Raw genomic sequence first — 22,851 nt, forward strand, 5'->3', positions numbered from 1 at the left:
TGAGCGGAGTCGAAGGATAATGAACTAATGACCAATGACCCAATTGTCATCCTGAGCGGAGTCGAAGGACAATGAACCAATGACCAATGAACTAATGACCAATGAACCGATTCAAACAATAAAATATACTCCGATGCAAATCATAACCTCACACGTAGAATTTGAACAACATTTAGGCAAGGAACTTGGTGTTTCCTCATGGCATACCATTACACAGGAGCAAATTAACAAGTTTGCTGATGCTACTTTAGATCATCAATGGATTCACATCGATGAAGAAAAAGCAAAAAATGAAGGACCGTTCGGCTCTACAATTGCACATGGTTATTTAACCTTATCGCTGATTCCGTACCTCTGGAAAGAAATTGTTGACATTCAAAACCTAAAAATGGAGATCAACTATGGCATCGAAAGCCTAAGGTTTGCTCAGCCAGTAACGGTAAACAGCAAAATCAGGTTGAAGGCCAAACTGGCATCCATTGTTAACCTTCGCGGGGTTACCAAAGTGCACATGGGCATTGAAATGGAGATAGAAAACCAAAAAAAACCTGCTTTTACAGGCGAGGTTGTTTTCCTGTATCACTTTATCACTGCATAATCCTCTTTTTTCGTCGCTATATTTGCTTTGTTTCCATCTCGCTGACAGAGGGATTGCAGAGACTAAGTCGAACTTCTTTCTCTAATATGGAGAGGCCATAGACCGGAAACCGTTTTAGTCTCAGCGCTTTTTCTAAAAATAAATTTAAATTGCCCTCATGAATATCGAATTCAACAAAAACGAGGATGTAAACAAACAACTGGTTTATGAGCTAAAAACAAAGCTTAAGAAAATATACCAGGGGGGTGGTGAGAAGAATGCAGCGAAACAGAAAGAAAAGGGGAAATTATTAGCTCGGGAACGCATTAAGTATTTAATTGATGACGGCTCGAACTTTTTAGAAATTGGCGCTTTTACTGCCGATGGCATGTACAAGGAGCAAGGCGGATGCCCCTCGGCGGGTGTGGTTTGTGGCATCGGCTATGTGAGTGGCAGGCAGTGCATCATTGTAGCCAACGATGCAACGGTTAAAGCGGGGGCGTGGTTCCCGATGACTGCAAAGAAGAACCTTCGTGCACAGGAAATTGCCATGGAAAACCGCTTACCTGTTATTTACCTCGTAGATAGTGCCGGGGTTTATCTGCCCATGCAAGACGAGATATTTCCTGATAAAGAACATTTCGGGCGGATGTTTCGCAACAATGCAATCATGTCATCTTCAGGAATCGTTCAAATTTCGGCCATTATGGGAGCTTGCGTTGCCGGAGGTGCATATTTGCCAATCATGAGCGATGAAGCCATGATTGTAGATAAAACAGGCTCCGTTTTTTTAGCCGGCTCATATCTGGTGAAATCGGCCATTGGCGAGGAAGTTGACAACGAAACTTTGGGTGGCGCAACTACGCATTGCGAAATATCGGGCGTTACCGATTACAAACATCCAAATGATAAAGCATGTCTTGATAGTATTCGCAACATCATGAGCATGCTCGGAGCGCCAGAACATGCTGGTTTCGACCGCATAAAGCCCGCTAAACCTAAAGAAAAGGAAGAAGATATTTATGGTTTAATTCCCGAAAACAGAGATCAGCCTTACGAAATGATGGATATTATTAACCGGTTGGTTGATCATTCTGAATTTGAGGAATATAAAAAAGGTTACGGACAAAGTATTGTGTGTGGCCTGGGCCGTATTGATGGGTGGGCCGTTGGCATTGTGGCAAACCAGCGTAAGGTAGTAAAATCGAAAAAGGGAGAGATGCAATTTGGCGGCGTAATTTACTCCGATAGCGCAGATAAAGCCACTCGGTTCATCATGAACTGTAATCAAAAGAAAATTCCGCTGGTTTTTTTGCAGGATGTAACCGGTTTTATGGTCGGAAGCCGATCAGAGCATGGCGGAATTATTAAAGACGGCGCTAAAATGGTCAATGCAGTTGCTAATTCTGTGGTACCCAAGTTCACCATTGTAATTGGCAATTCTTACGGTGCGGGTAATTATGCGATGTGTGGCAAGGCTTATGATCCTCGCTTAATTTTCGCCTGGCCCACTGCAAAAATTGCGGTGATGGGCGGCGCACAGGCAGCCAAAACGTTGCTGCAAATTCAAGAGGCATCGTTAAAAGCCAAAGGAGAAACAATAACCGCTGAGCGGGAAGCGGAACTTTTAAAAGAGATTACCGGTAAATACGACGAGCAAACTACACCATATTATGCCGCATCGAGACTTTGGGTAGATGGAATTATCGATCCTCTTGAAACGCGAAAAGTGATTTCAATGGGCATTGAAGCTGCAAATCAGTCGCCAATAACAAAAAAGTTTAATGTAGGGATTATTCAGACCTAGGCAGAGGAGAAAGCGAAAGCTTTCGAAAATTTTGTCATTCTGACGCAGGGAGAATCCCCAGGCGATGAAACGCTAGCTTAAACGGCTTTAATGCTTGCAAAGATATTCTGCAATTCGAGAGCGAAGGAATGAAATAGCACGATTTCTGATTAATTCAATTGGCGCTGATCTTTTGATTAAGTTTAAATCCCATAAAGCGTTCAAAGCAGTAAAACAATTTATATTTGAAGCATGAAAATCATCCCTATAATAGTCCTATCCATTTTCTTTCATTTTAAGTTATTTGCACAGAAAAAGATTCATGATGACGCCATCGTTATTGATACCCACGGCGATATTCTCTTCAATCAGATCAAATCAGGAATTGATATCGGCAAGCTTCAACCCAAAGGAAACTTCGACCTGGTAAGGGCCAAAGGCGGCGGATTAGACGTTCAGTTTTTTTCCATTTGGTGCGATGAAACAGGAGGCTACGGCGTTGCCAACCAGGAAATCGACTCACTTTACAGTTTGATAAATAGGTATCCGCAGAAAATAAGCTTGGTAACAACTGCGACCAAGTTGGAAAAAACTGTAAAACAACAAAAGATGGCCGCCATGATAGGCGTAGAGGGCGGTCACATGATTGATAATCGTTTAGATTATGTTGATAGTCTGGCCAAACGCGGAATGGCCTATCTAACCTTAACATGGAACAACAGCACACCGTGGGCCAGTTCTGCGGCCGACGAGACCTCGGGAAAGGTAAAGCCGGAGAATGCGGGTTTAAATGCCTTTGGAAAGCAAGTGGTGCATCGCTTAAATAAGCTTGGCGTTTTGGTTGATCTATCGCATGTTGGCGAAAAAACCTTTTACGATGCAATTGCTATAACCGAAAAGCCCGTAATTGTATCGCACAGTTGCGCTTACAGTTTGAATCCCGTTCCGAGGAACTTAAAAGACGATCAGATTAAAGCGGTTGGTAAAAACGGCGGCGTTATATGCGTCAATTTTTATAGTGGTTTCCTCGATGCTACATTTAGCAGTAAAGAAAAAACATTTCTGACCAAATATGATGCTGAGCTCAAATTGCTGACTTCCAAATACGGCAGAAGCAACGCAATCGATACGCTGATCGCCAATCATAAAGCCGAGGCAGAGGCTATCCGGCCACCCATTTCTTTAATTGTGAAACACATTAGCCACATTGTAAAGCTCATTGGAATCGACCACGTTGGTTTGGGCGCTGATTTTGATGGGGCAGAATCGTACCCGATAGGGATGGATAGTGTTGCCGATTACCCAAAGGTTACAGCAGCGTTAATTGAAGCGGGTTATTCAGAAGGCGATATAAAAAAAATCTTAGGCGGTAATGTAGTTAGGCTTGTTCGCGAAAGCAAGGGCAGGTAGCTATGTACTTTGCGCTGCGAGTTACTTTGTCATTCTGACGTAGGAAGAATCCCCAACCGATGAAACCCTGGCTCAAGCAATACACAGGTTAAATTGTGTAAAGGGTACTGTTTAATAGGTTGCAGATTTTTCACGTTGTTCAGAATGACAAGTTAGGTTGTTCAGAATGACAGCTTAGTTAAACAACCATTCCATCACCCTAAACCCGAATGTTAATAAGTAAACTATGTTGACAATGCACTATTGCCAACAAATGTTTAAAGCATTAAATTTGCTCCTTAATTAAGAAATTTCAAACGCACAATATAATGTCACAAGAAAACGAACACGTTCAGTGTTTAATTATCGGTTCCGGCCCAGCCGGTTATACAGCAGCAATTTACGCAGCTCGTGCCGATCTAAAACCTGTTATGTACACCGGAATGCAAGCTGGCGGTCAGCTTACGCAAACAACTGATGTCGAAAATTTTCCAGGTTACCCCGAAGGAATTATGGGACCAGAAATGATGGAAGACTTTCGCAAACAGGCCGAGCGTTTCGGTACAGATATCCGTTTTGGTTATGTAAGTTCAGTCGATTTTTCTTCTGCGCCACATAAAGTGGTTGTTGATGAGATTAAAACAGTTACTGCCGATACCGTAATTATTGCCACTGGTGCAACCGCTAAATGGTTGGGCTTACCCAGCGAGCAACAATACAACGGTTTTGGTGTTTCAGCATGTGCAGTTTGCGATGGTTTTTTCTTTAAAGGACAAGATGTTGCAATTGTAGGCGCCGGCGATACTGCTGCCGAAGAAGCAACGTATTTGGCTAAGCTTTGTAAAACCGTTCATTTGCTCGTTCGCCGCGATGAGTTTAGAGCTTCAAAAGCGATGGTAAACCGTGTGTTGGCTACCCCGAATATTGTAGTTCATTACAATACCGAAACCAAAGAGATATTGGGTAACGGTAAAAACGTAACCGCGGTAAAAGTGGTTAACAATCAAACCAACGAAGAGCATGATATTGCGGTTGAAGGATTTTTTGTAGCCATTGGCCACAAACCTAATACCGATATCTTCAAAGGCCAGCTAGAAATGAACGAAACGGGGTATTTAACCACCAAACCGGGCACAACATTTACTAATGTGGAGGGCGTTTTTGCTTGTGGCGATGTGCAGGATATGTACTACCGCCAGGCTGTAACCGCTGCGGGCTCGGGCTGTATGGCTGCTTTAGATGCAGAAAGGTTTCTTGCTGCCAAAGAGCATCCTGTAGAAGCTTAAAAATTCATTTAAATAAATAAAAAAGGGAAATCAATAACGATTTCCCTTTTTTTGTTGAAGCAATTTTCGCCGAATAGGCCAAGTTGGACAAGCTGTGGCGCTCGCCGATTAATCAAAGAAAAACGAGGGCAACACGCTACTATCAAACGTTTGATCTGTGTTGTAACGAAAATGTGATATTAAAAATCTTTCCATAACCTATATCTTGGGTTAATAATACAAACTAAAGCAAAACCAGTTATGAATAAAGCATTATCGATCCTTGTTGGCGTTTTAATCGGTACAAGTGCCTTTGCCCAAAATGATCCCAATTTGGGTATTATTCCGGCGCCCGTAAGTATCACAAGATCAAACGGAAATTTCATTTTAGACAAAACAACGGTTTTAATCAACCAAAGTATCGATGGGGCCAAATCTGCAGATCTCCTAAACGCATTTATCGTTACCAAAGCGGGCTATGCCTTAAGAGAAGCGAAGGTACAGCAGCCAAATCAAAAAAGCATTTTATTAACGTCCGTAGGGGCCGAAAAGTTGCCAGCAGAGGGCTACACTATTACGGTAACGCCGAAACAATTTGTAATTAAGGGTAAGGGTGCCGGATTGTTTTATGCGGTGCAATCGGTGATGCAAATGATGCCCGATAAAGTAGGAGATAAGATTACCGTGCCGGGCACTACCATTAACGATTATCCTCGTTTTAGTTATCGCGGAACAATGCTTGATGTTTGTCGTCATTTTTTCCCGATATCATTCATTAAAAAGTACATCGATCAGCTGGCCTACTATAAAATAAACACTTTTCACTGGCATTTGACCGACGATCAGGGCTGGAGAATGGAAATTAAAAAATATCCGAAATTAACAACCGTAGGGTCAGTTAGAAACGGTACTATTATTGGCCACTACCCCGGTACCGGAAATTACTTAACAGAGGTTAGGGGTTTTTATACCCAGGAAGAAGCTAAAGATTTGGTAAAATATGCGGCCGAACGTCATATTACAATCATTCCTGAAATTGAATTGCCGGGCCATGCCTCTGCTGCAATTGCCGCCTACCCTGAATTGAGCTGTTTCCCCGATCGCGATACTTTTGTGAGCGATAAAACACCATGGGCAGGAAGTAAAAAGGGCAAGCAGGTACAACAAACATGGGGCGTTTTTGATGATATTTTTGTTCCCTCAGAAAATACCTTCACCTTTCTCGAAAATGTACTCGACGAAGTAATTGCAATTTTCCCTTCGAAATATATCCATATCGGAGGTGATGAAGCGCCTAAAACTTATTGGAAAGAATCGCCATTTTGCCAGTCTCTGATGAAAGAAAAAGGATTGAAAGACGAACACGAATTGCAGAGCTATTTTATTCAAACCATAGAAAAGCATGTGAATGCGAAAGGTCGTTCAATCATCGGCTGGGACGAAATTTTGGAAGGTGGTTTAGCGCCCAATGCAACGGTAATGAGTTGGAGAGGTGAAGCCGGCGGTATTGCTGCGGCACAACAAAACCACGATGTAATTATGACGCCGGGCTCAATGGGACTGTATATAGATCATAAACAATCTAATTCTCCCGATGAACCCGTAACCATCGGCGGTTACGCTCCTTACCAAAAAATTTATGCTTACAACCCAGTTCCAAAGGTATTAACAGAAGACCAGAAGAAACATGTTAAGGGCGTACAGGCCAATTTATGGACAGAATACATTAAAACGCCTGCAAAAGCAGAAAATCATGCTTTCCCGCGTTTGTTGGCTTTATCTGAGATTGCCTGGTCGCCGGTTGACCGCAAAGATTCAGTAAACTTTTCGGAAGTGCGTCTACCGGTTCACCTTTCCCGTTTAGATAAAATGGGCGTGAACTTTTGGGTACCCACACCAATCGGTATCAGCGATAAGACTTTAAACGGTGGCAATTTTACCATCGATCTTAAAGCACCCGTAAAAGGCAGCAAAATCTATTATTCTCTCGATTCTTCGCGTCCATCTGAAAATGCATTTTTATATAATTCGCCAATAAAAGTTACCGTTCCGCAGGGCGAAAAAAGAGTATTGAAAACGATAGTTGTGGCCCCAAGCGGAAGACGAAGTGTAGTTACCGAAACGCTTTTGAATAACGGCGCTGCTGACGTTAAGAAATAGTCGGGAGTCTTTAGTCGGGAGTCTAGAGTCCATAGTCGGGAGTCGAAAGCCCGAAGATTTCAGTCATCCGATGAATGCCAGGCAACATGCTGATATTCATCGGATGACTTTTTTAAAATCGGCGTAATCACTTTAATCGATGGAACCACATTTATATGGAAGAGAATCAGAAATTTTCGCTAATTGATCGTTTAAGAAGCTTTAAATATGCTTTTAATGGGCTAAAGCTGTTTCTGCTCAACGATCATAACGGAAGAATCCATGTAGTAGCAGCGGTTATAGCAATTGCACTTTCTTGGTGGCTGCATATTTCTAGGCTAGAATGGGTAGCCATTTTATCAGTTATCGCAATCGTTCTCGCCGCAGAAATTATTAATTCGTCTATCGAAAAGCTTGCCGATGTTGTTTCGCCCAGTTACCACCCGCAAATTAAAATAGTAAAAGATTTGGCTGCAGCCGCCGTCCTAATTGCGGCATTTTTGGCTTTGGCAGTTGGCGCAATTGTGTTTTTGCCGCCGATACTATCCGTCATCCGATAGCTATCGGATCTGAGCCTTTCGAGTTCGCTCAACATAAACTCAGTCGAAGACCTTTTTTATTGGATAAAACCATTAACATCCGCCCTTCGACTAAGCCTGTATTGAGCATTTCGACTACGCTCAATACAAGCTCAAGTCGAAATATTCTGGGTGACAATGTTTTATAGTTTTATCCTCAACTAAATGACATTGAACGCCTGACCGGACGGGCAGGCAGTGAAGGATCTCCAAGCGATGGAACACTGGCTTTAACAAAGCACACGCCTTTGCGCCGCCACTTGTAGGAGCAAATATCTCTCCCGCTAAAAAATCGGGATTCGATATGACAGGTGTTTTAACGGTTTTACTGTAAATCGGCTGCCGTAGCTGCTCTGGATTCTTCGGCCTTATCCTGAATAATTTTATCCCAGCGGGCCTGCATTTTATGATTCGAACCGTGTTCCGTTTCCGCGTCATAATTACGCTGCATCGTATCAAAATAATCGCTTATTTCATTGGCGAGTTTAGAAATCTCAGCTTTGTAATTCCTTACCGAATAGTTTCTATTTTTTAAAACCCGCTCAGCTTCCGACAGTAAAATATACTGAATGTTTACATGGCCTTGCTCATGATGCAACAAATCGGCACTAACCTGCGGATTTTTAATCTTGTCCCACTTCACCCATGAACGTTTTTTGTCGATACTTACCTCGTTTTTAAGCTTAATGGCCACGCGATTGCGATAAACCGTCGATTCGTAACTGTACTTCCACGTCATCGCCGTTAAGGCAAAAAAAGGCGATTGCGTATCAGCCGGGCCTTTAAAATAAGTTTCCCAATCGAGCCGAACAGGGTCATTAAAACCTTCTTTAAAACCAAAGCTAAAAGGTAGCGTAATTAAAAGCAATGCAACAATAATCAGTTTTTTCACGTGGTCTAATTTAACTCAACACTAATGAATCTGTACCGATTTATCCCATTTCCGGAATGTAAATCACGATAGTTCATGTAAAAAATACATCGAAAAAATCGTGCCTAAATTCGTTCGGGCTGCGAAATTTGGCTACTAATGCGCTCAAATTTTTCTATCAGCAAAGCAATTCGCTCCTTTTCGCGTTTAATAACCGCTTTTCGTAGCAATGTTGAGCAGAACAACATCCACAGGACCGTTAGCCCAACGGCAATTACTTTTTGGATCAGGCTAAGGTAGCTCAGCATTTCGATGAAGTAGAAAATCATCCCCAACGAAAGGGCAACCGTGTAAAACCAATAGAGCGAATCGTAAAGTTTATAGCGGTTTAACTGATAAATTTTTAGCGCACTTAAGTAGGCCGCAGGATGAACGGTATAATCGCTCTTGGCAATTAACCGGTGGTCGCGGTAAAGAATAACTGTGTAAACGCCAATGGCCGCCAGCGTAATACTGATGCCAACGTGGGTAGTCCACGAGTCGAAATGATAAAAAATCCATAACGCAGCAATTGCAATAAAAGATAAACTCATGCCCAAAATATTTAAGGCCGATTTCAGCTTTAAGCCATTTACTTCTTTTTTTACCTGTTGCAACATTTCATCAGCAGAAACCTTAACTTCTACCTCGTGCTTTTGCCACAACTCCTGTATTTGATCAAACGCTTGCATACTGGTTATATAGTTCTGTTAATTTTTGTTTAATGCGATGAATTTTAACCCTCAAATTGCCCTCACTAATGCCCGATATATCAGCAATTTCATGATAGGGTAGCTCATCCAATACCATAGTAATAATTAAGCGGTCGTTTTCCTCAAGTTTTGAGATGCAAGTATAAAGCAGGGCCACCTGTTCATTTTTTTCAGATACTTCCTCTATTTTGCTTTCAATAATGTTATCCGTTAGTTCGTCTTTTGCCTGCCTTTTCTCCGACCTCAAGTACGTTAAGCAGGTGTTAACGGCGATTCTATAAATCCAGGTAGAGATCAGCGATTTGTTCCTAAACTTATCCAGGTTTTGCCAAACCTTTAAAAAAGTTTCCTGCAAAAGATCGTTCGCAGCATCGGCATCACCGGTATAGCCATAACATAAATGGAAAATTTTTTTTGAATTCGAATCGAAGATTTGCTTAAATAACTTGTCTTTTTGCTCCATTTAGGGTTTGATCGTGTTTTTTAGATGGTCGAAAGTCGATAATGTTACAGAAAAGCTAAAAATAATAATTGTTTGCTTACTAGCTTCAAATAATTACTTTTGTGCTTAAACCAAACTCGATATGAAAAGAAACAAACCGATGTTAATTGCAGTAATCTCCCTAGTTCTGTTGGCTATTTTACAAAATGCACTCGGTTTTTTTGATGTTATAGGTGCCGGAAAAGAAGGTAACGTACTTTTGGCGCTTAAAGATTATATTCCTATGTATGCGCTGGCATTTGGAGGATTTCTTTTGTACATTTTGCCCAAAAAACTGAGCTTACTTACCTTCAGCTTGCTGTTGGTTGGGTTTTTGTCGTTTAGTGCTTTCTTGTTCTTAAACGCCCAGTTTACCTGGAATATTAGTCTCTCCCCATCAATAGATACCGCCTTTTTTATTTTAAGATGGGTCATGCTGGGCTTCATCGTTTTTTACGGATTTGTAAAAAAGACACTTACTTTTTGGATTCTCGTTGCATTGCTCGTAGGTATTTCAATAGGGCACGATTTTCCCTTTTTCGGACAAAGTTTACAGATATTCAGTCAAATTTTCTTAAAATTAATCAAGGTAATTATTGCCCCGTTGCTTTTTGCAACACTGGTTTACGGTATTGCCGGCCATTCAGATATTAAGCAGGTTGGGCGTATGGGGTGGAAGTCGTTATTATACTTCGAAGTGGTAACCACCTTTGCCTTATTTATCGGCCTCGCTGCAATTAATATTAGTAAGGCCGGAGTGGGCATTAAACAAGCCGACGCCGTTGTGCACGATATCCCGAAGGTAGAGCCGCAAACCGCAAAAGAAGTAATCCTGCATATTTTTCCTGATAGCATTGCCAAAAGTATGGCTGGCGGCGATGTACTGCAAATAGTAATATTCAGCGTACTATTTGGTATTGCGTTAATCATGGTGCCAATGGCCCAACGAAAACCGCTGATCAGCTTTACCGAAAGCTTATCGGAAACGATGTTTAAGTTTACCAACATCGTGATGTATTTTGCCCCGATTGGCGTAGGGGCCGCAATGGCCTATACAGTGGGGCACATGGGCCTTGGCGTACTCGTTAATCTCTTTCACCTGCTCATTACCTTATACATTGCACTCATTGTGTTCTTATTGGTGGTACTGTTGCCAATTGCGTTAATTGTTAAGCTTCCAATCAGAAGATTTATACAGGCCATTGCCGAGCCCGTATCCATCGCTTTTGCAACAACCAGTTCAGAAGCTGCCTTACCACGGGCTATGGAAGCTATGGTAAGCATAGGCGTACCGCGTAAAATAGTGGCCTTTGTAATGCCAACCGGCTATAGCTTTAATTTAGATGGAACTACGCTGTACCTGGCCCTGGCATCGATTTTTGTTGCGCAGGCAGCTAATATTCATTTAAGTTTTGGCCATCAACTGGTTATTGTATTCACGTTAATGTTAACGAGCAAGGGCGTGGCCGGCGTGCCGAGGGCCTCACTGGTTATTTTATTGGGTACTGCAGCATCATTTGGCCTGCCAACATGGCCAATATTTATCATTTTGGGCATAGATGAATTAATGGATATGGCCCGCACATCGGTAAATGTAATCGGAAACTGCTTAGCTTCGGTAGTAGTTGCCAAGTGGGAAGGTGAATTTGATCCAAACAGTGTTGAAGCAAAAGAAATAGAAATATGAGTTCGAGAGGAAAGAAGATATTCTTAGCCATTACAATCATCGTTCCGATGATTATTTATTGTTACATTTATTACAAACCGATTATTCAAAATGCACCGTTCCGCAAAGATGACTTTGTATCAATGCAGTTTAAGTATGGATTGAAAGATCCATTGGAAAACAGTTACGATTCGTCAACCGGTGCCTATCAATATGTTAATACCAAAGATTCGGTGGTTAAAAAAACCGTTCTCTTAAAAAGCGACGATATTTTGTATATGCACAGAAAAGCAAACGAAATTGGTCTTTGGAATTTCCCTGACACAATCGGCAAGAAAAGCGATAAATCGAGGATGGTGCCGCGTTACGACATCACTTTTAATTACAAAGAAAAATCGAAACACGTAGTAATTTATGGCGATTTCGATGGAAACCCGAAGCTGCTCGATGCCGCCGTGCAAATGAGGAAAGTAATTCAGGAAACCTTAACCCAGGCAGAGCGGCGATCGGGGAAATAATTTCTTAGATGAACGCCGCAATGAGCAGGGGTTGAAAAGGGACAGCGTTTATAACAAAGCGTTTACTTAGGGTTTTGAGTAAAGAATCTGAGTATTTGTTTTTTTTGGAAACGTGCGGTTTAGTGTCAATGGCGGGCCGTAGTCCTGCTGCAAGCCTGTAGTTCCAATAACAAAGAAAAATTGTTATCGGAAGCTACCTGGCAACATCAGGTTTAGGTACAAGGGTCTTTCTTTCGAGCTGTTTACCGAAAACATATGCGGTGGTTAGCGGAAGCAGGGCAGGAGCTACCTAAGCACTACCGAACTAGCTGTTCAACAAAATATAACAATCGATCTTAAAAACCCTTAAACGCTGTAAATCTCGGTTAAAAATAATTTTCGATATGTGTTTGTGTGTTAATTGAAATTATTCTATATTTGCACCTCGTTAAATAAAAATTAAAAAACTAATATTTAAACAATGTACGCAATAGTAAATATAGCAGGGCAGCAATTTAAAGTTGCTAAAGACCAGCACCTTTTTGTACACAGATTGCAAGGAGATGAAGGCGCTAGTATTGAATTTGATAATGTATTGTTGGTTGATAATGGTGGTGCTATCACTGTAGGAGCTCCTGCAGTTCAAGGCGCTAAAGTTTCGGCTAAGATCGTATCTCATTTAAAAGGTGATAAAGTAATCGTTTTCCACAAGAAACGTAGAAAAGGTTACAAAAAGAAAAACGGTCACCGCCAGTTCTTCACTAAGATTCAGATCTCTGACATCACGTTATAATTAATTGTTAACCAATAATTCGCCTTTAGCGAATTACAAAATATAAAATCATGGCACACAAAAAAGGAGCCGGTAGTTCGAAAAACGGACGTGAATCGCATAGTAAGCGTTTAGGTATTAAAGTTTTCGGTGGTCAGTTAGCTATCGCAGGAAACATTATTGTACGTCAACGTGGTACAAAACACCACCCTGATAAAGGTGTTGGTATTGGTAAAGACCATACTTTATTTGCATTGGTTGATGGAACAGTTGTTTTCAGAAAGAAAGCTGACAACAAATCGTATGTTTCTATCCTTCCTTATGTAGAAACAGAAGTAGTTGCTGAGCCAGTAAAAAAAGCACCAGCTGCTAAAAAAGAAGCTGTAGCTCAAGAAGTTGAGGCGGCACCAGCGCCAGCAAAAGCTAAAAAAGCATCTGCAAAAAAAGAAGAAGCTACTGAAGAAGCTGCACCAGCAGAATAATCAGCCGCTAAACAATATTTCGAAAATCCCGATGAAAATCGGGATTTTTTTTTGTCTGAGATTTCAGAAAAAACCGCCTTCACAACCGCTGTTACAAGGCTTTAGCCTAAACAGAAATTGTTTCCATACGAGCCGTTTGCGATTCGTGTTTTCATGTCATTACAATATTGAATTTGCTATTTATCTGAAAAAAATATTCAATTAAATTTTTATACTAAAAATTTTAGTATAGATTTGCTTAAAGAGGACGTTAATATTCTCTCTGATATTTAAATAGATTTTTTCGAACAAATTGGCCCCGTTGTCGATTGTTTTGCTTATATTTTTGTTCTATGACCGTAACCGTTTTAGCCATATTAGAAACCGACTTTAAACCAGACACCTCCTTGGGAAAAATCATGAATGAGCGGCTGAAGATTGCAGCAGCAGATTTACAGGATATTCACCTCCAACCGTTGCACGCCATGGGCCAACGTAGCGATGATGTGGTTGTTTACATTAGCTATAACCCCAAATATAAAATCAGATGGCGTGTGGTGAACGATGTTTCGGAAAATGTAGAGAACTTTGTTGCCCAAACCTGTGGTGAATTAGGTTACATTCAGTGGAAAACCAATGCCATCAATATTTTCAGGGGAAGTGAGTAGACAGATTTTTGATACTAAGTCCTTATAGTTCTTTTTTCATTACAAAATGAACAATTTGTTTTCTTGAATGTTCCTTAGTTAAAAGTAATTAATCTTTATGGTAGAGTTAGCTTATAGGTGCAATTTGCCTGGTCACGAGAAACATGTATATACGCTCATGCAATATGGAAACAACGAACCATTTGCCTATATGATAGACGGTGTTGTAATTGGAAGATTGGATAAGGTTGATGGCAACTGGAAACAAGTAGAAGGAGAGCAAACACCAAAAGAAGTAATAGCAGATATAGCTTATTTTTTGGATCATCGGGAATAGTTGATGCAATCCTGAAAGGAGTCGTCTTTTCGAGGGGATAATTTATTGGATAAAACTCAATATGATTCGATAGCTATCAGACGACGTTAAACTTTGCTGTCATCCTGAGGGGTAATTTTTAACAAAAAATCAATATCAAGTGACGTTTTTAAGGCGGTCGTCATCCGATAGCTATCGGATCCCGCGCAGGCGGTCCCGAAGCTTCGGGATCAAAGCCTCAGCATAACAAATACCAGCATTTCAACAAGTTGCATAAATACATTAATGGTATCACCTGACCGGATGGGCAGCAATGCTATAAGTTAAGGATAAAACAAAAAATATTGTCATCCTGATGGGGTAATTTATGGGATAAAACTCAATATGAATGACGTTGTTTTTTAGAAAAATACGTTAAGAGGCGTCGTCATTTCGAGCGTAGCCGAGAAATCTTTATTCAAGGTTCAAAGATTTCTCCTCCATAGGAGCTCCTTTGGAGCACTTCGGTCGGATCCGATAGCTATCGGATGACGATTTTTTTAATGTTTTCAGAAAACGTCAATGGTAGCGTAGTCGAAGAACTGATAATTTTTATTTTATCCATAGAAAAGGTCTTCGACTGAGTTTATCCTGAGCATTTCGACTACACTCAATATGAACTCGAGGCGAAAGGCTCAGGCTGACATTTATAAAATAGACTTCGGACTTAAGACTCCTGACTACAGACTAAACCAAAAACCCTCCGCCCAGCAGATCATTTCCTTCGTAAAATACGGCTGATTGACCGGGTGCGATCGCCGATACATTGTGGTCGAAAACTACACGCATGTTGTTTTTCTCCTGAACAATAGTGCTTAACATTCCAGCGTCCTTGTAACGAATTTTGGTAATCACATCGTTCATCGGTTCTTCAATGCTCGAATATTTAATCAGGTTTACGTTTCGAACAAGTGCTTCTCTACGTTCCAGTTCTTCTGCACGTCCTAAAACTACAGTGTTGCTCTCGGGCAATATCTGTGTCACAAACATAGGCTCTCCGAAAGCTACGCCCAAGCCTTTGCGTTGCCCGATGGTGTAAAACGGATAACCCTTATGCTGTCCAACAACCATTCCGTTACTTAAAACGAAGTTGCCACCAGCAACACGATCTTCTAAATCTTCAACTTTATGTTTCAAAAAGGCTCTGTAATCGTTATCAGGTACAAAACAAATCTCGTAGCTTTCTGATTTTTTTGCCAGTTCCTCCTGGCCCATATCCAATGCCATTTGTCTTATTTCGGCTTTGGCAAAGCTTCCTAATGGGAACTTGGTACGTGCGAGGTTTTCTTGCGAAACACCCCAAAGCACGTAAGACTGATCTTTGTTTTCATCTTTCCCTTTCGAGATCACGTAGCGTCCGCTATCCTGTTGGCGAATATTGGCATAATGCCCTGTTGCGATAAATTCACAGTCTAGTTTGTTTGCCCGTTTTAACAGCGCTTCCCATTTAATGTGGGTGTTGCAAAGCACACAAGGGTTTGGCGTTCTGCCCGCTAAATACTCATCAACGAAATTATCGATCACATAATCGCCAAATTCATCGCGTATATCCAAAATATAATGCGGAAATCCGTAGTTTACGGCAAGCGTTCGGGCGTCATTTATACTATCTAACGAGCAACAGCCGGTTTCCTTGCTGCTACCTCCCGATGAGGCATAATCCCAGGTCTTCATGGTTAAGCCAATTACCTCATAACCTTGCTCGTGCAACATTACAGCCGCTACCGAACTATCAACCCCGCCACTCATGGCCACCAGAATTCTACCGTGTTTACTCATCTTTAAATAATAGGATGCAAAAATAAGGTTTATTTAATTGAAATCATTTAAGGCAAGTCAGTTACTTGTAAAAACAAATCAACGGTTTAACAAATCAATTAGAAGCTATAAAAGGGTATTTGTAAACTTCATTTTAATGCCGCTCTGGAAATTTTGAATCGTTTTGAAAATTTCGATCAGCGTAACCTTATCAATCTTTGTTAAACTGTTCACCTCGATAAAGTTATTGGGGGCAATTTGATTATTTAATATTTGTTGCGCCTGGTTTTTTAGTCTCAAACCCATTAAGTAATAGTACGATTGCATCAGCTCGTTATATTGAGTTTCATTGAAAATGCCAAGGTCTTTTAATGCACTCAGCCTTTCGCCGGTATTTTCTTTCTGAAAAATTCTATTTTGAAGTGCATACACGCGAACCAAATCTACGATAGGTGTCATGGCCGTTTTGATATCGAAGCCTTGCTTGCTTTCGAGTTTTTGCGTTTTAATGTTCTTGAAATAGGTGAGGGGCGGTTCGTACAAAAGCGCATTTTTGGCCAGATACAGATAGAATTTTTCAATAGGTTTTTTCAGTTCCTCATCTACAGCGAGCCTCAACTGCTCCATAATATCCGGGTCGCCGTAAATTGCCCGGCAGTCGAAAAATGCGGCAAATTTAACAGCAGCTTCCGGCACCGCTTGTTCTATCCAGTTTTTGTAGTTGTATATCCAGTGCGAAAGTGAATGCGTCCAATTGGGGTTTGTGGCCATGTAATCGCCATCGCAGTACACAAAACCTACATAATTTAGCCGATCTGAAACCTGAGTGGCCAGATCAAGAAAATACGCTCGAACCATTGCCCGCTTTTCTTCGGGCGTATCTTCGTAAATGATCGCATTATCCTGATCAGTTTTAAGGCTCAATTCTTTCCTGCCTTCACTGCCCAACACCATAAAGACAAACTTTGCGGGCGGAGGTCCCAATTTGGAAATCACATCGTCGATAATTTTGTTCGAGATCGTGTCGGCAATGGTGGTAACCACTTCGTTAACAATTTGCGCATGTACACCTCTGCCCAGCAGCTGGGCCACAATTTTGGGTGCCTTTTGCCATTTAGCTCTTAAATCAGCGATGTTTACTGCCGATTTAACGGACTGAATGAATACCAGCGGCGATTGCGCCTGCTCACTCAAAAGCCTGTTCCGGCTTAAAAAGCCCACATAATCACCGCCTTGTTTTACCAAAAGGTAACGCGATTTGCTGCTGAACATGAGTAAGATGGCCTCGTAAACATATACGTGATCGAAGATGCTAACAATGTGTTCATCCATCACCTCACTAATTGGTGCTTGCGGATCGAGCTTGTTGGCTATCACGCGGTCACGCAGTGTAATGTCGGTAACAAAACCCAGATATTCATTATTGTCTTGTGCGACGAATAAACAACTAGTTTTATTGTCGGCCATTTTTTTTGCCGCCTCGAAAATTGGCGTTTCAGGTGTGCAGCTAACTATTTTCCGGTAGGTAATATCGCTTATCCGGGCACTGTAAAGTTGATCGGTAAATAAGTAATTGTCTTCTAACGAGCTGCTTTGGCGGTAGCGTTGCGCAAATTCCTCATCGAGCATTTTTTTGCCAAACTCTGTTGCAAAATAATCGAAGAACTCGCCGAAATCGGTACATAGTTTTTTGAACTCTTTGCGTGCCAAAAAGTAGGTTTTGGTTCCTTTTTTAGCTTCAACCTGTGTTAACGATTTCTTTTTGTTGAACAGGATGGATATTGCACCAAATGTTTTGCCCCGATGATAACTTTCTGCATTTATTTTATGCTTCGCAGCATCTAAGAAGTAACTTTCGAGCGTTCCGTATACCACAATTTCAACGCCTTTCATTTTTTGCGATGATGCATACAGCTTCGTGTCTTCTGCAAATTCGTTAACTTCTAAAACTGCGGCCAGCTTATCAAGTATTTCGTTGGGAAGATTTTGATAAGGTGCGGTATTTTTTAAAAAGATCAGTTTCTCGTTCATGCTTTAAAAAGAGAATAAGCGGCTCAAAAAGTTTTTTGCTGGTACATTTTGGCTGATGTCGAATTCATTGTTCTGTCGGTAAATTGTTTCTTCGGAAATGGCTCCCGTTTCGAGCAGGTAGAAAAATATTTTAGCGGTGTTTATGGCATCGGCCATTGCATTATGAAAGTTTTCGGGCGGCTGGTTAAAAAGCTCTTCATAAAATTGATTTAACTTCAAAAGTTCAACGCCAGGTGTTCTCACAAACGGGGCGCTGGCTTTCATGGTGCAAAACGTGGGTAAGTTTTTCAGTGGACTTTGCATACCGATACGCTCAAACTCTACGTTGATCATGTGGTAATCGAACTCAATAAAATGTCCGATAACCAGTGGTTTGTAACTCAGGAGGTCGCGATTTAGCGAAGTGAAAGCCACCTCTTTTGACGTGCCATTGGCCATCAAAAACGCTTCGGTAATATGATGTATTTTTTGCGATGATTTTTCAATCTTAAAATCGGCACACTTGATATAATAATTTTCCCTTTTTACCTCCTTGTTTTCGCTATCGAAAAGAATCCAGGCGATTTGAATAATATGAGGCCAGTTTTTTTCTTTGTAATAAGGTGCCGACCAGTTTTTTGGCAAACCAGATGTTTCGGTATCTATTATTAAGAAAAAGTTTTGCAAGGTGATATTTGTGTTAGTGTTCGAAATCAGGATGAACCAATCAGCTAATCAAATATAGAAATAAAATATAAGCGAACGCTATATTTTAACGGGGGGGAGGCAATTGCTATTTCAAACCTATGAGGCGTTTACCTCCCCATAGGTTTACAAGGGTGTGTTTACATATTTAAGGCACAAAAAAGCAGTGCGGCTAAAATGGAGCCAATTATCGGGCCGATTATTGGCACCCAGGCGTATCCCCAGTCGCTACCGCCCTTGCCTTTCATTGGTACCAGGGCATGCACAATTCTTGGCCCCAGGTCTCTTGCCGGGTTTATTGCGTAACCTGTGGTTCCGCCGAGCGATAGACCAATAACCCACACCAAAAAGGTTACCGGTATTGCGCCCATTGAGCCCAGGCCAATTGGTGTAGCACTTTCTTTTGGCCCCATACTGGCATCGGTAAAATGAAAAATCACCAAAATTAATACGAAGGTACCGATGATTTCTGAAAGGAGGTTCGACATTTTATTTCTAATTGCGGGCGCAGTGGCAAATGGTGCCGCTTTTAATGCCTGCTCTTCGGTTGCGTCGAAATAATCTTTATACATTATCCAAACCAAAAAAGAGCCCAACATTGCTCCGCCAATTTGCGCAAGGATGTAAAAGGGAACCAAATGCCAATCGAAACCTTTTCCGATGGCAAGGCCAAGTGTAACGGCAGGATTTAAGTGTGCGCCGCTGGATGGGCCAGCAATTACTACACCGATAAATACCGCTAGTGCCCAGGCGGTTGTAATTACCATCCAACCTCCTCCGTTTCCTTTTGTTCCTTTAAGTACTACGTTGGCCACAACGCCATTTCCAAGAAGAATCATCAACGCTGTGCCAATAAATTCTGCTAGATATACATTCATGTTCTTATATTTTAAGCTTCGACCTTAAGATCTTAAGCAGTAATTAGTGGATGTTTTAATCTTCGGCGTTTACGCGTGCGGCCTTCACTGCCCTGTTCCAGCCTTTAATTCGTTGCGAGTTATCGATTCCATCTTCGGCACTAAAAGTCTTGTTAATTTTCCATTGCGATCTGATCTGATCAATACTTTCCCAATAGCCGGTAGCCAAGCCAGCGAGATATGCGGCTCCAATGGCGGTAACCTCTGTTACTTCGGGCCTTACCACCTTGCATTTTAGCAGATCGGCCTGAAACTGCATCAGTAAATTGTTGGCGGTTGCACCACCATCAACACGCAGTTCGGCAATTTCTACGCCTGCATCGGCTTCCATTGCCTTTAGAACGTCCATGGTTTGGTAAGCAATGCTTTCGAGGGCGGCACGGGCGATGTGCGATTTGTTTGTGCCACGGGTTAGCCCGGTTATCGTTCCACGGGCATGCTGATCCCAGTGTGGTGCGCCCAAACCTGCAAATGCCGGTACAACATATACGCCATCGGTATCTTTAACCTTTTGCGCCAGTGTTTCTACGTCGGCCGATTTGGAAATCAGTCCCATTTCGTCTCTTAGCCATTGTACCACCGCTCCACCGATAAAAATACTTCCCTCTAAGGCGTACTGAATATCATCCTTTATTTTCCAGGCGATTGTTGTGAGTAAGTTATTGTTCGAAATTTTCGGTTCAGCGCCGATATTCATCAACATAAAGCAACCCGTGCCATAGGTGTTTTTCACCATGCCGACTTTTGTGCACATTTGGCCAAATAGTGCCGACTGCTGATCGCCGGCAATGCCTGCAATTGGGATTTTAGCTGCAAGGATTTTGCCTGCCGTTTCGCCGTAAACCTCACTCGATGATTTAACTTCGGGCAGCATCGATTTGGGAATGCCGAATTGAGCCAATAATTCATCATCCCAACTCAGCGTGTGGATGTTGTAAAGCATGGTACGCGATGCATTGGTTACATCGGTAACATGTACTTCCCCGGCAGTTAGTTTCCAAATCAACCAACTATCAATGGTACCAAAAGCAAGCTTTCCGGCTTCGGCCATTTCTTTGGCCCCTGCTACGTTTTCTAAGATCCATTTGGCTTTGGTTGCCGAAAAGTAAGCGTCGATAATGAGACCTGTTTTTTCCTGAATTTTTGGTGCCAGTCCTTGCCCTTTAATTTCATCGCAATAAGCAGCCGTTCGTCTGTCTTGCCAAACAATTGCATTGTAAACCGGTTTTCCTGTTTCTCTGTCCCAAACCACGGTGGTTTCTCTTTGATTGGTAATGCCTATTGCGTCGATATCTGTTGCCGATAACCCTGCTTTAACAATTACCTCGGTAGCAACGGCAAGCTGAGTTGACCAAATCTCTAACGGATCGTGTTCTACCCAGCCGGGTTGAGGATAAATTTGGGTAAACTCCCTTTGTGCTATGGCAACAATCTCGCCATCGTGATTAAAGATAATAGCCCTCGAACTTGTGGTTCCTTGATCGAGTGACAGAATGTATTTACTCATATTGGGATGATTTGGTTAGTATGATGAGGTTAAGATTTCCGCCTGGTTGTATTCATTTGTAAGATGGATATAACCATCGGCTAATTTATTAAATGTTTCGATTTGATTCGTTTTCCAGGCATCATTTGTTGATAACTCGTTCGCCAGAAGCGACGCAACTTTTGGCGCCATTTCTTTTGCGGCACGTGCATCGATAAACAAAACCCTTAACCTTCGACTTAAAATGTCTTCAACGGTTTCGGCCATTTCATTTCTAACAGCCCAAATTACCTCTGCCAACTGATAGGGGAACTTTGGATGGAGTTTTTGAGTTAGCTCGGGATTGCTTTTCATTAAACTTTCGATTCCTCGTCGATCCGAACCATAAATATTCAAATGATGTTCGTCGGTAGCATCCGTACAACCATGAATAGGCAGGTTTTTAGTTGCGCATGCTTTCGGCTGCAACGCGGCATGCGTAATCGCAAGGTCCACTGTTTCCTCTGCCATTTTTCGGTAAGTTGTCCACTTGCCGCCTGTAATGGTGATTAATCCCTGGGCTGAAACAACCAGTTTATGATCGCGGCTAATTTCTTTGGTGCTATTGCCATCGCTGTTTGTGGGTGCAGCAAGCGGCCTAAGGCCCGAGAAAACACTCAAAATATCGGTTTCGGTTGGTTTCTTATTTAAATAAGCCGCCGCCGTGTTCAAAATAAAGTCTATTTCCGTTTTAAGCGCCCGCGGTTCCAGGCTGTGTTCGTCCAGTGGTGTGTCAGTTGTTCCCACCAGCAGATGTTCGTGCCATGGCACAGCAAAAAGTACCCGCCCATCTGAAGTTTTTGGAATCATCAATGCCGATTCGCTATTTAAGAACTCTTTTTTCAATACAATATGTACACCCTGGCTTGGGCGCACCATTTTCTTTGAGCTAGGATTACTCATCTGCAAAATATCGTCAACAAACACACCTGTTGCATTAATTACCACTTTACCAGTAAACTTTGCTTTCTGCGCCGTAATTAAATCTTCCGTTTCTATTCCCCCAATACTTTGATCGTTGTTTTTTACAAGCCCGATTACCTTGGTGTAAGTTAGCAGCGTTGCGCCTTTTTCTACCGCCGTTTGTGCAATGTTTACGGCCAGCCGTGCATCATCAAACTTGCCATCGAAATAGCTTATGCCACCTTTAAGCCTTTTTGCTTTAATTCCGGGCATTTTAGCAAGCACCTGCTCTTTTGATAAGAATTTAGATTTGCCAAAACTGTATTTTCCGGCAAGCCAATCGTAAATAGAAAGCCCCGCCAGGTATTTGGCTACTGAAAACCAGCTGTAGCAGGGGATAACGAACTCTTCCTTGTTAACCAAATGTTTTGCATTTTGTTGCAACAATCCACGCTCTCGCAGTGCGTGTTTTACCAAACCAACATCACCTTGTGCCAAGTAACGAACGCCGCCATGAACAAGTTTTGTGCTTCGGCTGGAGGTGCCCTTTGCAAAGTCTGATTGCTCTACCAACAGCGTTTTATAGCCGCGGGTTGCGGCATCTAAAGCAGTGCCTAAGCCGGTAGCGCCCCCACCAATTATAATGATGTCCCAGGTGGTGTTTTCAGCGATTTGATGTTGGTGGAATCTTTTCATTGTCGATAAAAGTGTAATAAAACGAAACAATACGCAATTATAAGAAATCATTATCGAAATAATATTATATGTAGGTTAAAAAAACATTAAATATTTAAGTA

21 protein-coding genes are annotated in these 22,851 nt (G+C 41.8%); 12 read left to right on the plus strand and 9 right to left on the minus strand.

The genetic code is table 11. The annotated features are described in order from the left end of the window. Nucleotides 1-133: 133 nt before the first annotated feature. The 6 genes from IZT61_RS00460 to IZT61_RS00485 all read left to right on the plus strand — a co-directional run bounded on the left by IZT61_RS00460 (nucleotide 134) and on the right by IZT61_RS00485 (nucleotide 7,716). Nucleotides 134-598, plus strand: coding sequence for a MaoC family dehydratase (locus IZT61_RS00460; RefSeq protein WP_196099254.1), 465 nt, complete (start codon nucleotides 134-136; stop codon nucleotides 596-598). Between the two features lie 157 nt (nucleotides 599-755). Then, complete coding sequence (locus IZT61_RS00465; protein ID WP_196099255.1) at nucleotides 756-2,384, plus strand: acyl-CoA carboxylase subunit beta; 1,629 nt, start codon at nucleotides 756-758, stop codon at nucleotides 2,382-2,384. Between the two features lie 231 nt (nucleotides 2,385-2,615). Beyond that, nucleotides 2,616-3,773 (plus strand): dipeptidase, encoded by a 1,158-nt coding sequence (locus IZT61_RS00470; protein ID WP_196099256.1) that lies wholly within the window; start codon nucleotides 2,616-2,618, stop codon nucleotides 3,771-3,773. A 308-nt stretch (nucleotides 3,774-4,081) separates the two neighbouring features. Then, nucleotides 4,082-5,038, plus strand: a complete 957-nt coding sequence (gene trxB, locus IZT61_RS00475) for a thioredoxin-disulfide reductase (protein ID WP_196099257.1) — start codon at nucleotides 4,082-4,084, stop codon at nucleotides 5,036-5,038. 240 nt (nucleotides 5,039-5,278) lie between these two features. Then, entirely contained in the window at nucleotides 5,279-7,177 is a 1,899-nt protein-coding gene (locus tag IZT61_RS00480; protein WP_196099258.1) for a beta-N-acetylhexosaminidase, read from the plus strand. 155 nt (nucleotides 7,178-7,332) lie between these two features. After that, nucleotides 7,333-7,716 carry a diacylglycerol kinase family protein gene (locus tag IZT61_RS00485; protein WP_196099259.1) on the plus strand — a complete coding sequence of 128 codons (384 nt, stop codon included), beginning with the start codon at nucleotides 7,333-7,335 and terminating at the stop codon, nucleotides 7,714-7,716. Nucleotides 7,717-8,059: 343 nt separating this feature from the next. Here the strand turns inward: IZT61_RS00485 and IZT61_RS00490 are convergent, their stop codons facing one another. The 3 genes from IZT61_RS00490 to IZT61_RS00500 form a co-directional block, all read right to left on the minus strand. Next, the gene (locus IZT61_RS00490) at nucleotides 8,060-8,626 is read right to left on the minus strand and encodes a DUF922 domain-containing protein (protein ID WP_196099260.1); all 567 of its coding nucleotides are present in this window, start codon (nucleotides 8,624-8,626) and stop codon (nucleotides 8,060-8,062) included. 104 nt (nucleotides 8,627-8,730) lie between these two features. Continuing rightward, entirely contained in the window at nucleotides 8,731-9,336 is a 606-nt protein-coding gene (locus IZT61_RS00495; RefSeq protein WP_196099261.1) for a hypothetical protein, read from the minus strand. Then, complete coding sequence (locus tag IZT61_RS00500; RefSeq protein WP_196099262.1) at nucleotides 9,323-9,820, minus strand: RNA polymerase sigma factor; 498 nt, start codon at nucleotides 9,818-9,820, stop codon at nucleotides 9,323-9,325. Before IZT61_RS00500 ends, IZT61_RS00495 begins: the two co-directional genes overlap by 14 nt. A 121-nt stretch (nucleotides 9,821-9,941) precedes the next feature. Between IZT61_RS00500 and IZT61_RS00505 the strand changes: the two genes are divergently transcribed. The 6 genes from IZT61_RS00505 (at nucleotide 9,942) to IZT61_RS00530 (ending at nucleotide 14,218) form a co-directional block, all read left to right on the plus strand. Beyond that, nucleotides 9,942-11,525, plus strand: coding sequence for a dicarboxylate/amino acid:cation symporter (locus IZT61_RS00505; protein WP_230383802.1), 1,584 nt, complete (start codon nucleotides 9,942-9,944; stop codon nucleotides 11,523-11,525). Further along, complete coding sequence (locus IZT61_RS00510) at nucleotides 11,522-12,022, plus strand: hypothetical protein (RefSeq protein ID WP_196099263.1); 501 nt, start codon at nucleotides 11,522-11,524, stop codon at nucleotides 12,020-12,022. The genes IZT61_RS00505 and IZT61_RS00510 overlap by 4 nt, the downstream gene beginning before the upstream one ends. A gap of 460 nt (nucleotides 12,023-12,482) precedes the next feature. Beyond that, entirely contained in the window at nucleotides 12,483-12,794 is a 312-nt protein-coding gene (rplU, locus tag IZT61_RS00515) for a 50S ribosomal protein L21 (RefSeq protein ID WP_196099264.1), read from the plus strand. A gap of 50 nt (nucleotides 12,795-12,844) precedes the next feature. After that, nucleotides 12,845-13,255, plus strand: coding sequence for a 50S ribosomal protein L27 (gene rpmA / locus IZT61_RS00520; RefSeq protein WP_196099265.1), 411 nt, complete (start codon nucleotides 12,845-12,847; stop codon nucleotides 13,253-13,255). A gap of 332 nt (nucleotides 13,256-13,587) precedes the next feature. Next, nucleotides 13,588-13,902, plus strand: a complete 315-nt coding sequence (locus IZT61_RS00525) for a hypothetical protein (RefSeq protein WP_196099266.1) — start codon at nucleotides 13,588-13,590, stop codon at nucleotides 13,900-13,902. A 157-nt stretch (nucleotides 13,903-14,059) separates the two neighbouring features. Further along, nucleotides 14,060-14,218 carry a hypothetical protein gene (locus IZT61_RS00530; protein WP_196099267.1) on the plus strand — a complete coding sequence of 53 codons (159 nt, stop codon included), beginning with the start codon at nucleotides 14,060-14,062 and terminating at the stop codon, nucleotides 14,216-14,218. Nucleotides 14,219-14,923: 705 nt separating this feature from the next. On the opposite strand, the gene mnmA is transcribed toward IZT61_RS00530, so the two are convergent. The 6 genes from mnmA to IZT61_RS00560 form a co-directional block, all read right to left on the minus strand. Continuing rightward, complete coding sequence (gene mnmA / locus IZT61_RS00535) at nucleotides 14,924-16,015, minus strand: tRNA 2-thiouridine(34) synthase MnmA (protein ID WP_196099268.1); 1,092 nt, start codon at nucleotides 16,013-16,015, stop codon at nucleotides 14,924-14,926. 105 nt (nucleotides 16,016-16,120) lie between these two features. Continuing rightward, nucleotides 16,121-18,025, minus strand: coding sequence for a DUF294 nucleotidyltransferase-like domain-containing protein (locus IZT61_RS00540; RefSeq protein WP_196099269.1), 1,905 nt, complete (start codon nucleotides 18,023-18,025; stop codon nucleotides 16,121-16,123). A gap of 3 nt (nucleotides 18,026-18,028) precedes the next feature. After that, nucleotides 18,029-18,691, minus strand: a complete 663-nt coding sequence (locus IZT61_RS00545; protein WP_196099270.1) for a 3'-5' exonuclease — start codon at nucleotides 18,689-18,691, stop codon at nucleotides 18,029-18,031. Nucleotides 18,692-18,849: 158 nt separating this feature from the next. Then, complete coding sequence (locus IZT61_RS00550; protein ID WP_196099271.1) at nucleotides 18,850-19,587, minus strand: MIP/aquaporin family protein; 738 nt, start codon at nucleotides 19,585-19,587, stop codon at nucleotides 18,850-18,852. A 55-nt stretch (nucleotides 19,588-19,642) separates the two neighbouring features. Further along, nucleotides 19,643-21,133 (minus strand): glycerol kinase GlpK, encoded by a 1,491-nt coding sequence (glpK, locus tag IZT61_RS00555; protein WP_196099272.1) that lies wholly within the window; start codon nucleotides 21,131-21,133, stop codon nucleotides 19,643-19,645. A gap of 15 nt (nucleotides 21,134-21,148) precedes the next feature. After that, nucleotides 21,149-22,750, minus strand: coding sequence for a glycerol-3-phosphate dehydrogenase/oxidase (locus IZT61_RS00560; protein WP_196099273.1), 1,602 nt, complete (start codon nucleotides 22,748-22,750; stop codon nucleotides 21,149-21,151). Between the last annotated feature and the right edge of the window lie 101 nt (nucleotides 22,751-22,851).

The sequence above is a fragment of the Pedobacter endophyticus genome, from assembly GCF_015679185.1.
Taxonomy (GTDB): domain Bacteria; phylum Bacteroidota; class Bacteroidia; order Sphingobacteriales; family Sphingobacteriaceae; genus Pedobacter; species Pedobacter endophyticus.

Coding starts and splice junctions, on each gene's coding strand:
- glpK (WP_196099272.1), bottom strand. CDS start 21,133: ATGAGTAAATACATTCTGTCACTCGATCAAGGAACCACAAGTTCGAGG.
- IZT61_RS00510 (WP_196099263.1), top strand. CDS start 11,522: ATGAGTTCGAGAGGAAAGAAGATATTCTTAGCCATTACAATCATCGTT.
- IZT61_RS00460 (WP_196099254.1), top strand. CDS start 134: ATGCAAATCATAACCTCACACGTAGAATTTGAACAACATTTAGGCAAG.
- IZT61_RS00480 (WP_196099258.1), top strand. CDS start 5,279: ATGAATAAAGCATTATCGATCCTTGTTGGCGTTTTAATCGGTACAAGT.
- IZT61_RS00540 (WP_196099269.1), bottom strand. CDS start 18,025: ATGAACGAGAAACTGATCTTTTTAAAAAATACCGCACCTTATCAAAAT.
- IZT61_RS00500 (WP_196099262.1), bottom strand. CDS start 9,820: ATGGAGCAAAAAGACAAGTTATTTAAGCAAATCTTCGATTCGAATTCA.
- IZT61_RS00465 (WP_196099255.1), top strand. CDS start 756: ATGAATATCGAATTCAACAAAAACGAGGATGTAAACAAACAACTGGTT.
- IZT61_RS00495 (WP_196099261.1), bottom strand. CDS start 9,336: ATGCAAGCGTTTGATCAAATACAGGAGTTGTGGCAAAAGCACGAGGTA.
- IZT61_RS00560 (WP_196099273.1), bottom strand. CDS start 22,750: ATGAAAAGATTCCACCAACATCAAATCGCTGAAAACACCACCTGGGAC.
- IZT61_RS00550 (WP_196099271.1), bottom strand. CDS start 19,587: ATGAATGTATATCTAGCAGAATTTATTGGCACAGCGTTGATGATTCTT.
- mnmA (WP_196099268.1), bottom strand. CDS start 16,015: ATGAGTAAACACGGTAGAATTCTGGTGGCCATGAGTGGCGGGGTTGAT.
- rplU (WP_196099264.1), top strand. CDS start 12,483: ATGTACGCAATAGTAAATATAGCAGGGCAGCAATTTAAAGTTGCTAAA.
- rpmA (WP_196099265.1), top strand. CDS start 12,845: ATGGCACACAAAAAAGGAGCCGGTAGTTCGAAAAACGGACGTGAATCG.
- trxB (WP_196099257.1), top strand. CDS start 4,082: ATGTCACAAGAAAACGAACACGTTCAGTGTTTAATTATCGGTTCCGGC.
- IZT61_RS00470 (WP_196099256.1), top strand. CDS start 2,616: ATGAAAATCATCCCTATAATAGTCCTATCCATTTTCTTTCATTTTAAG.
- IZT61_RS00485 (WP_196099259.1), top strand. CDS start 7,333: ATGGAAGAGAATCAGAAATTTTCGCTAATTGATCGTTTAAGAAGCTTT.
- IZT61_RS00525 (WP_196099266.1), top strand. CDS start 13,588: ATGACCGTAACCGTTTTAGCCATATTAGAAACCGACTTTAAACCAGAC.
- IZT61_RS00530 (WP_196099267.1), top strand. CDS start 14,060: ATGCAATATGGAAACAACGAACCATTTGCCTATATGATAGACGGTGTT.
- IZT61_RS00505 (WP_230383802.1), top strand. CDS start 9,942: ATGAAAAGAAACAAACCGATGTTAATTGCAGTAATCTCCCTAGTTCTG.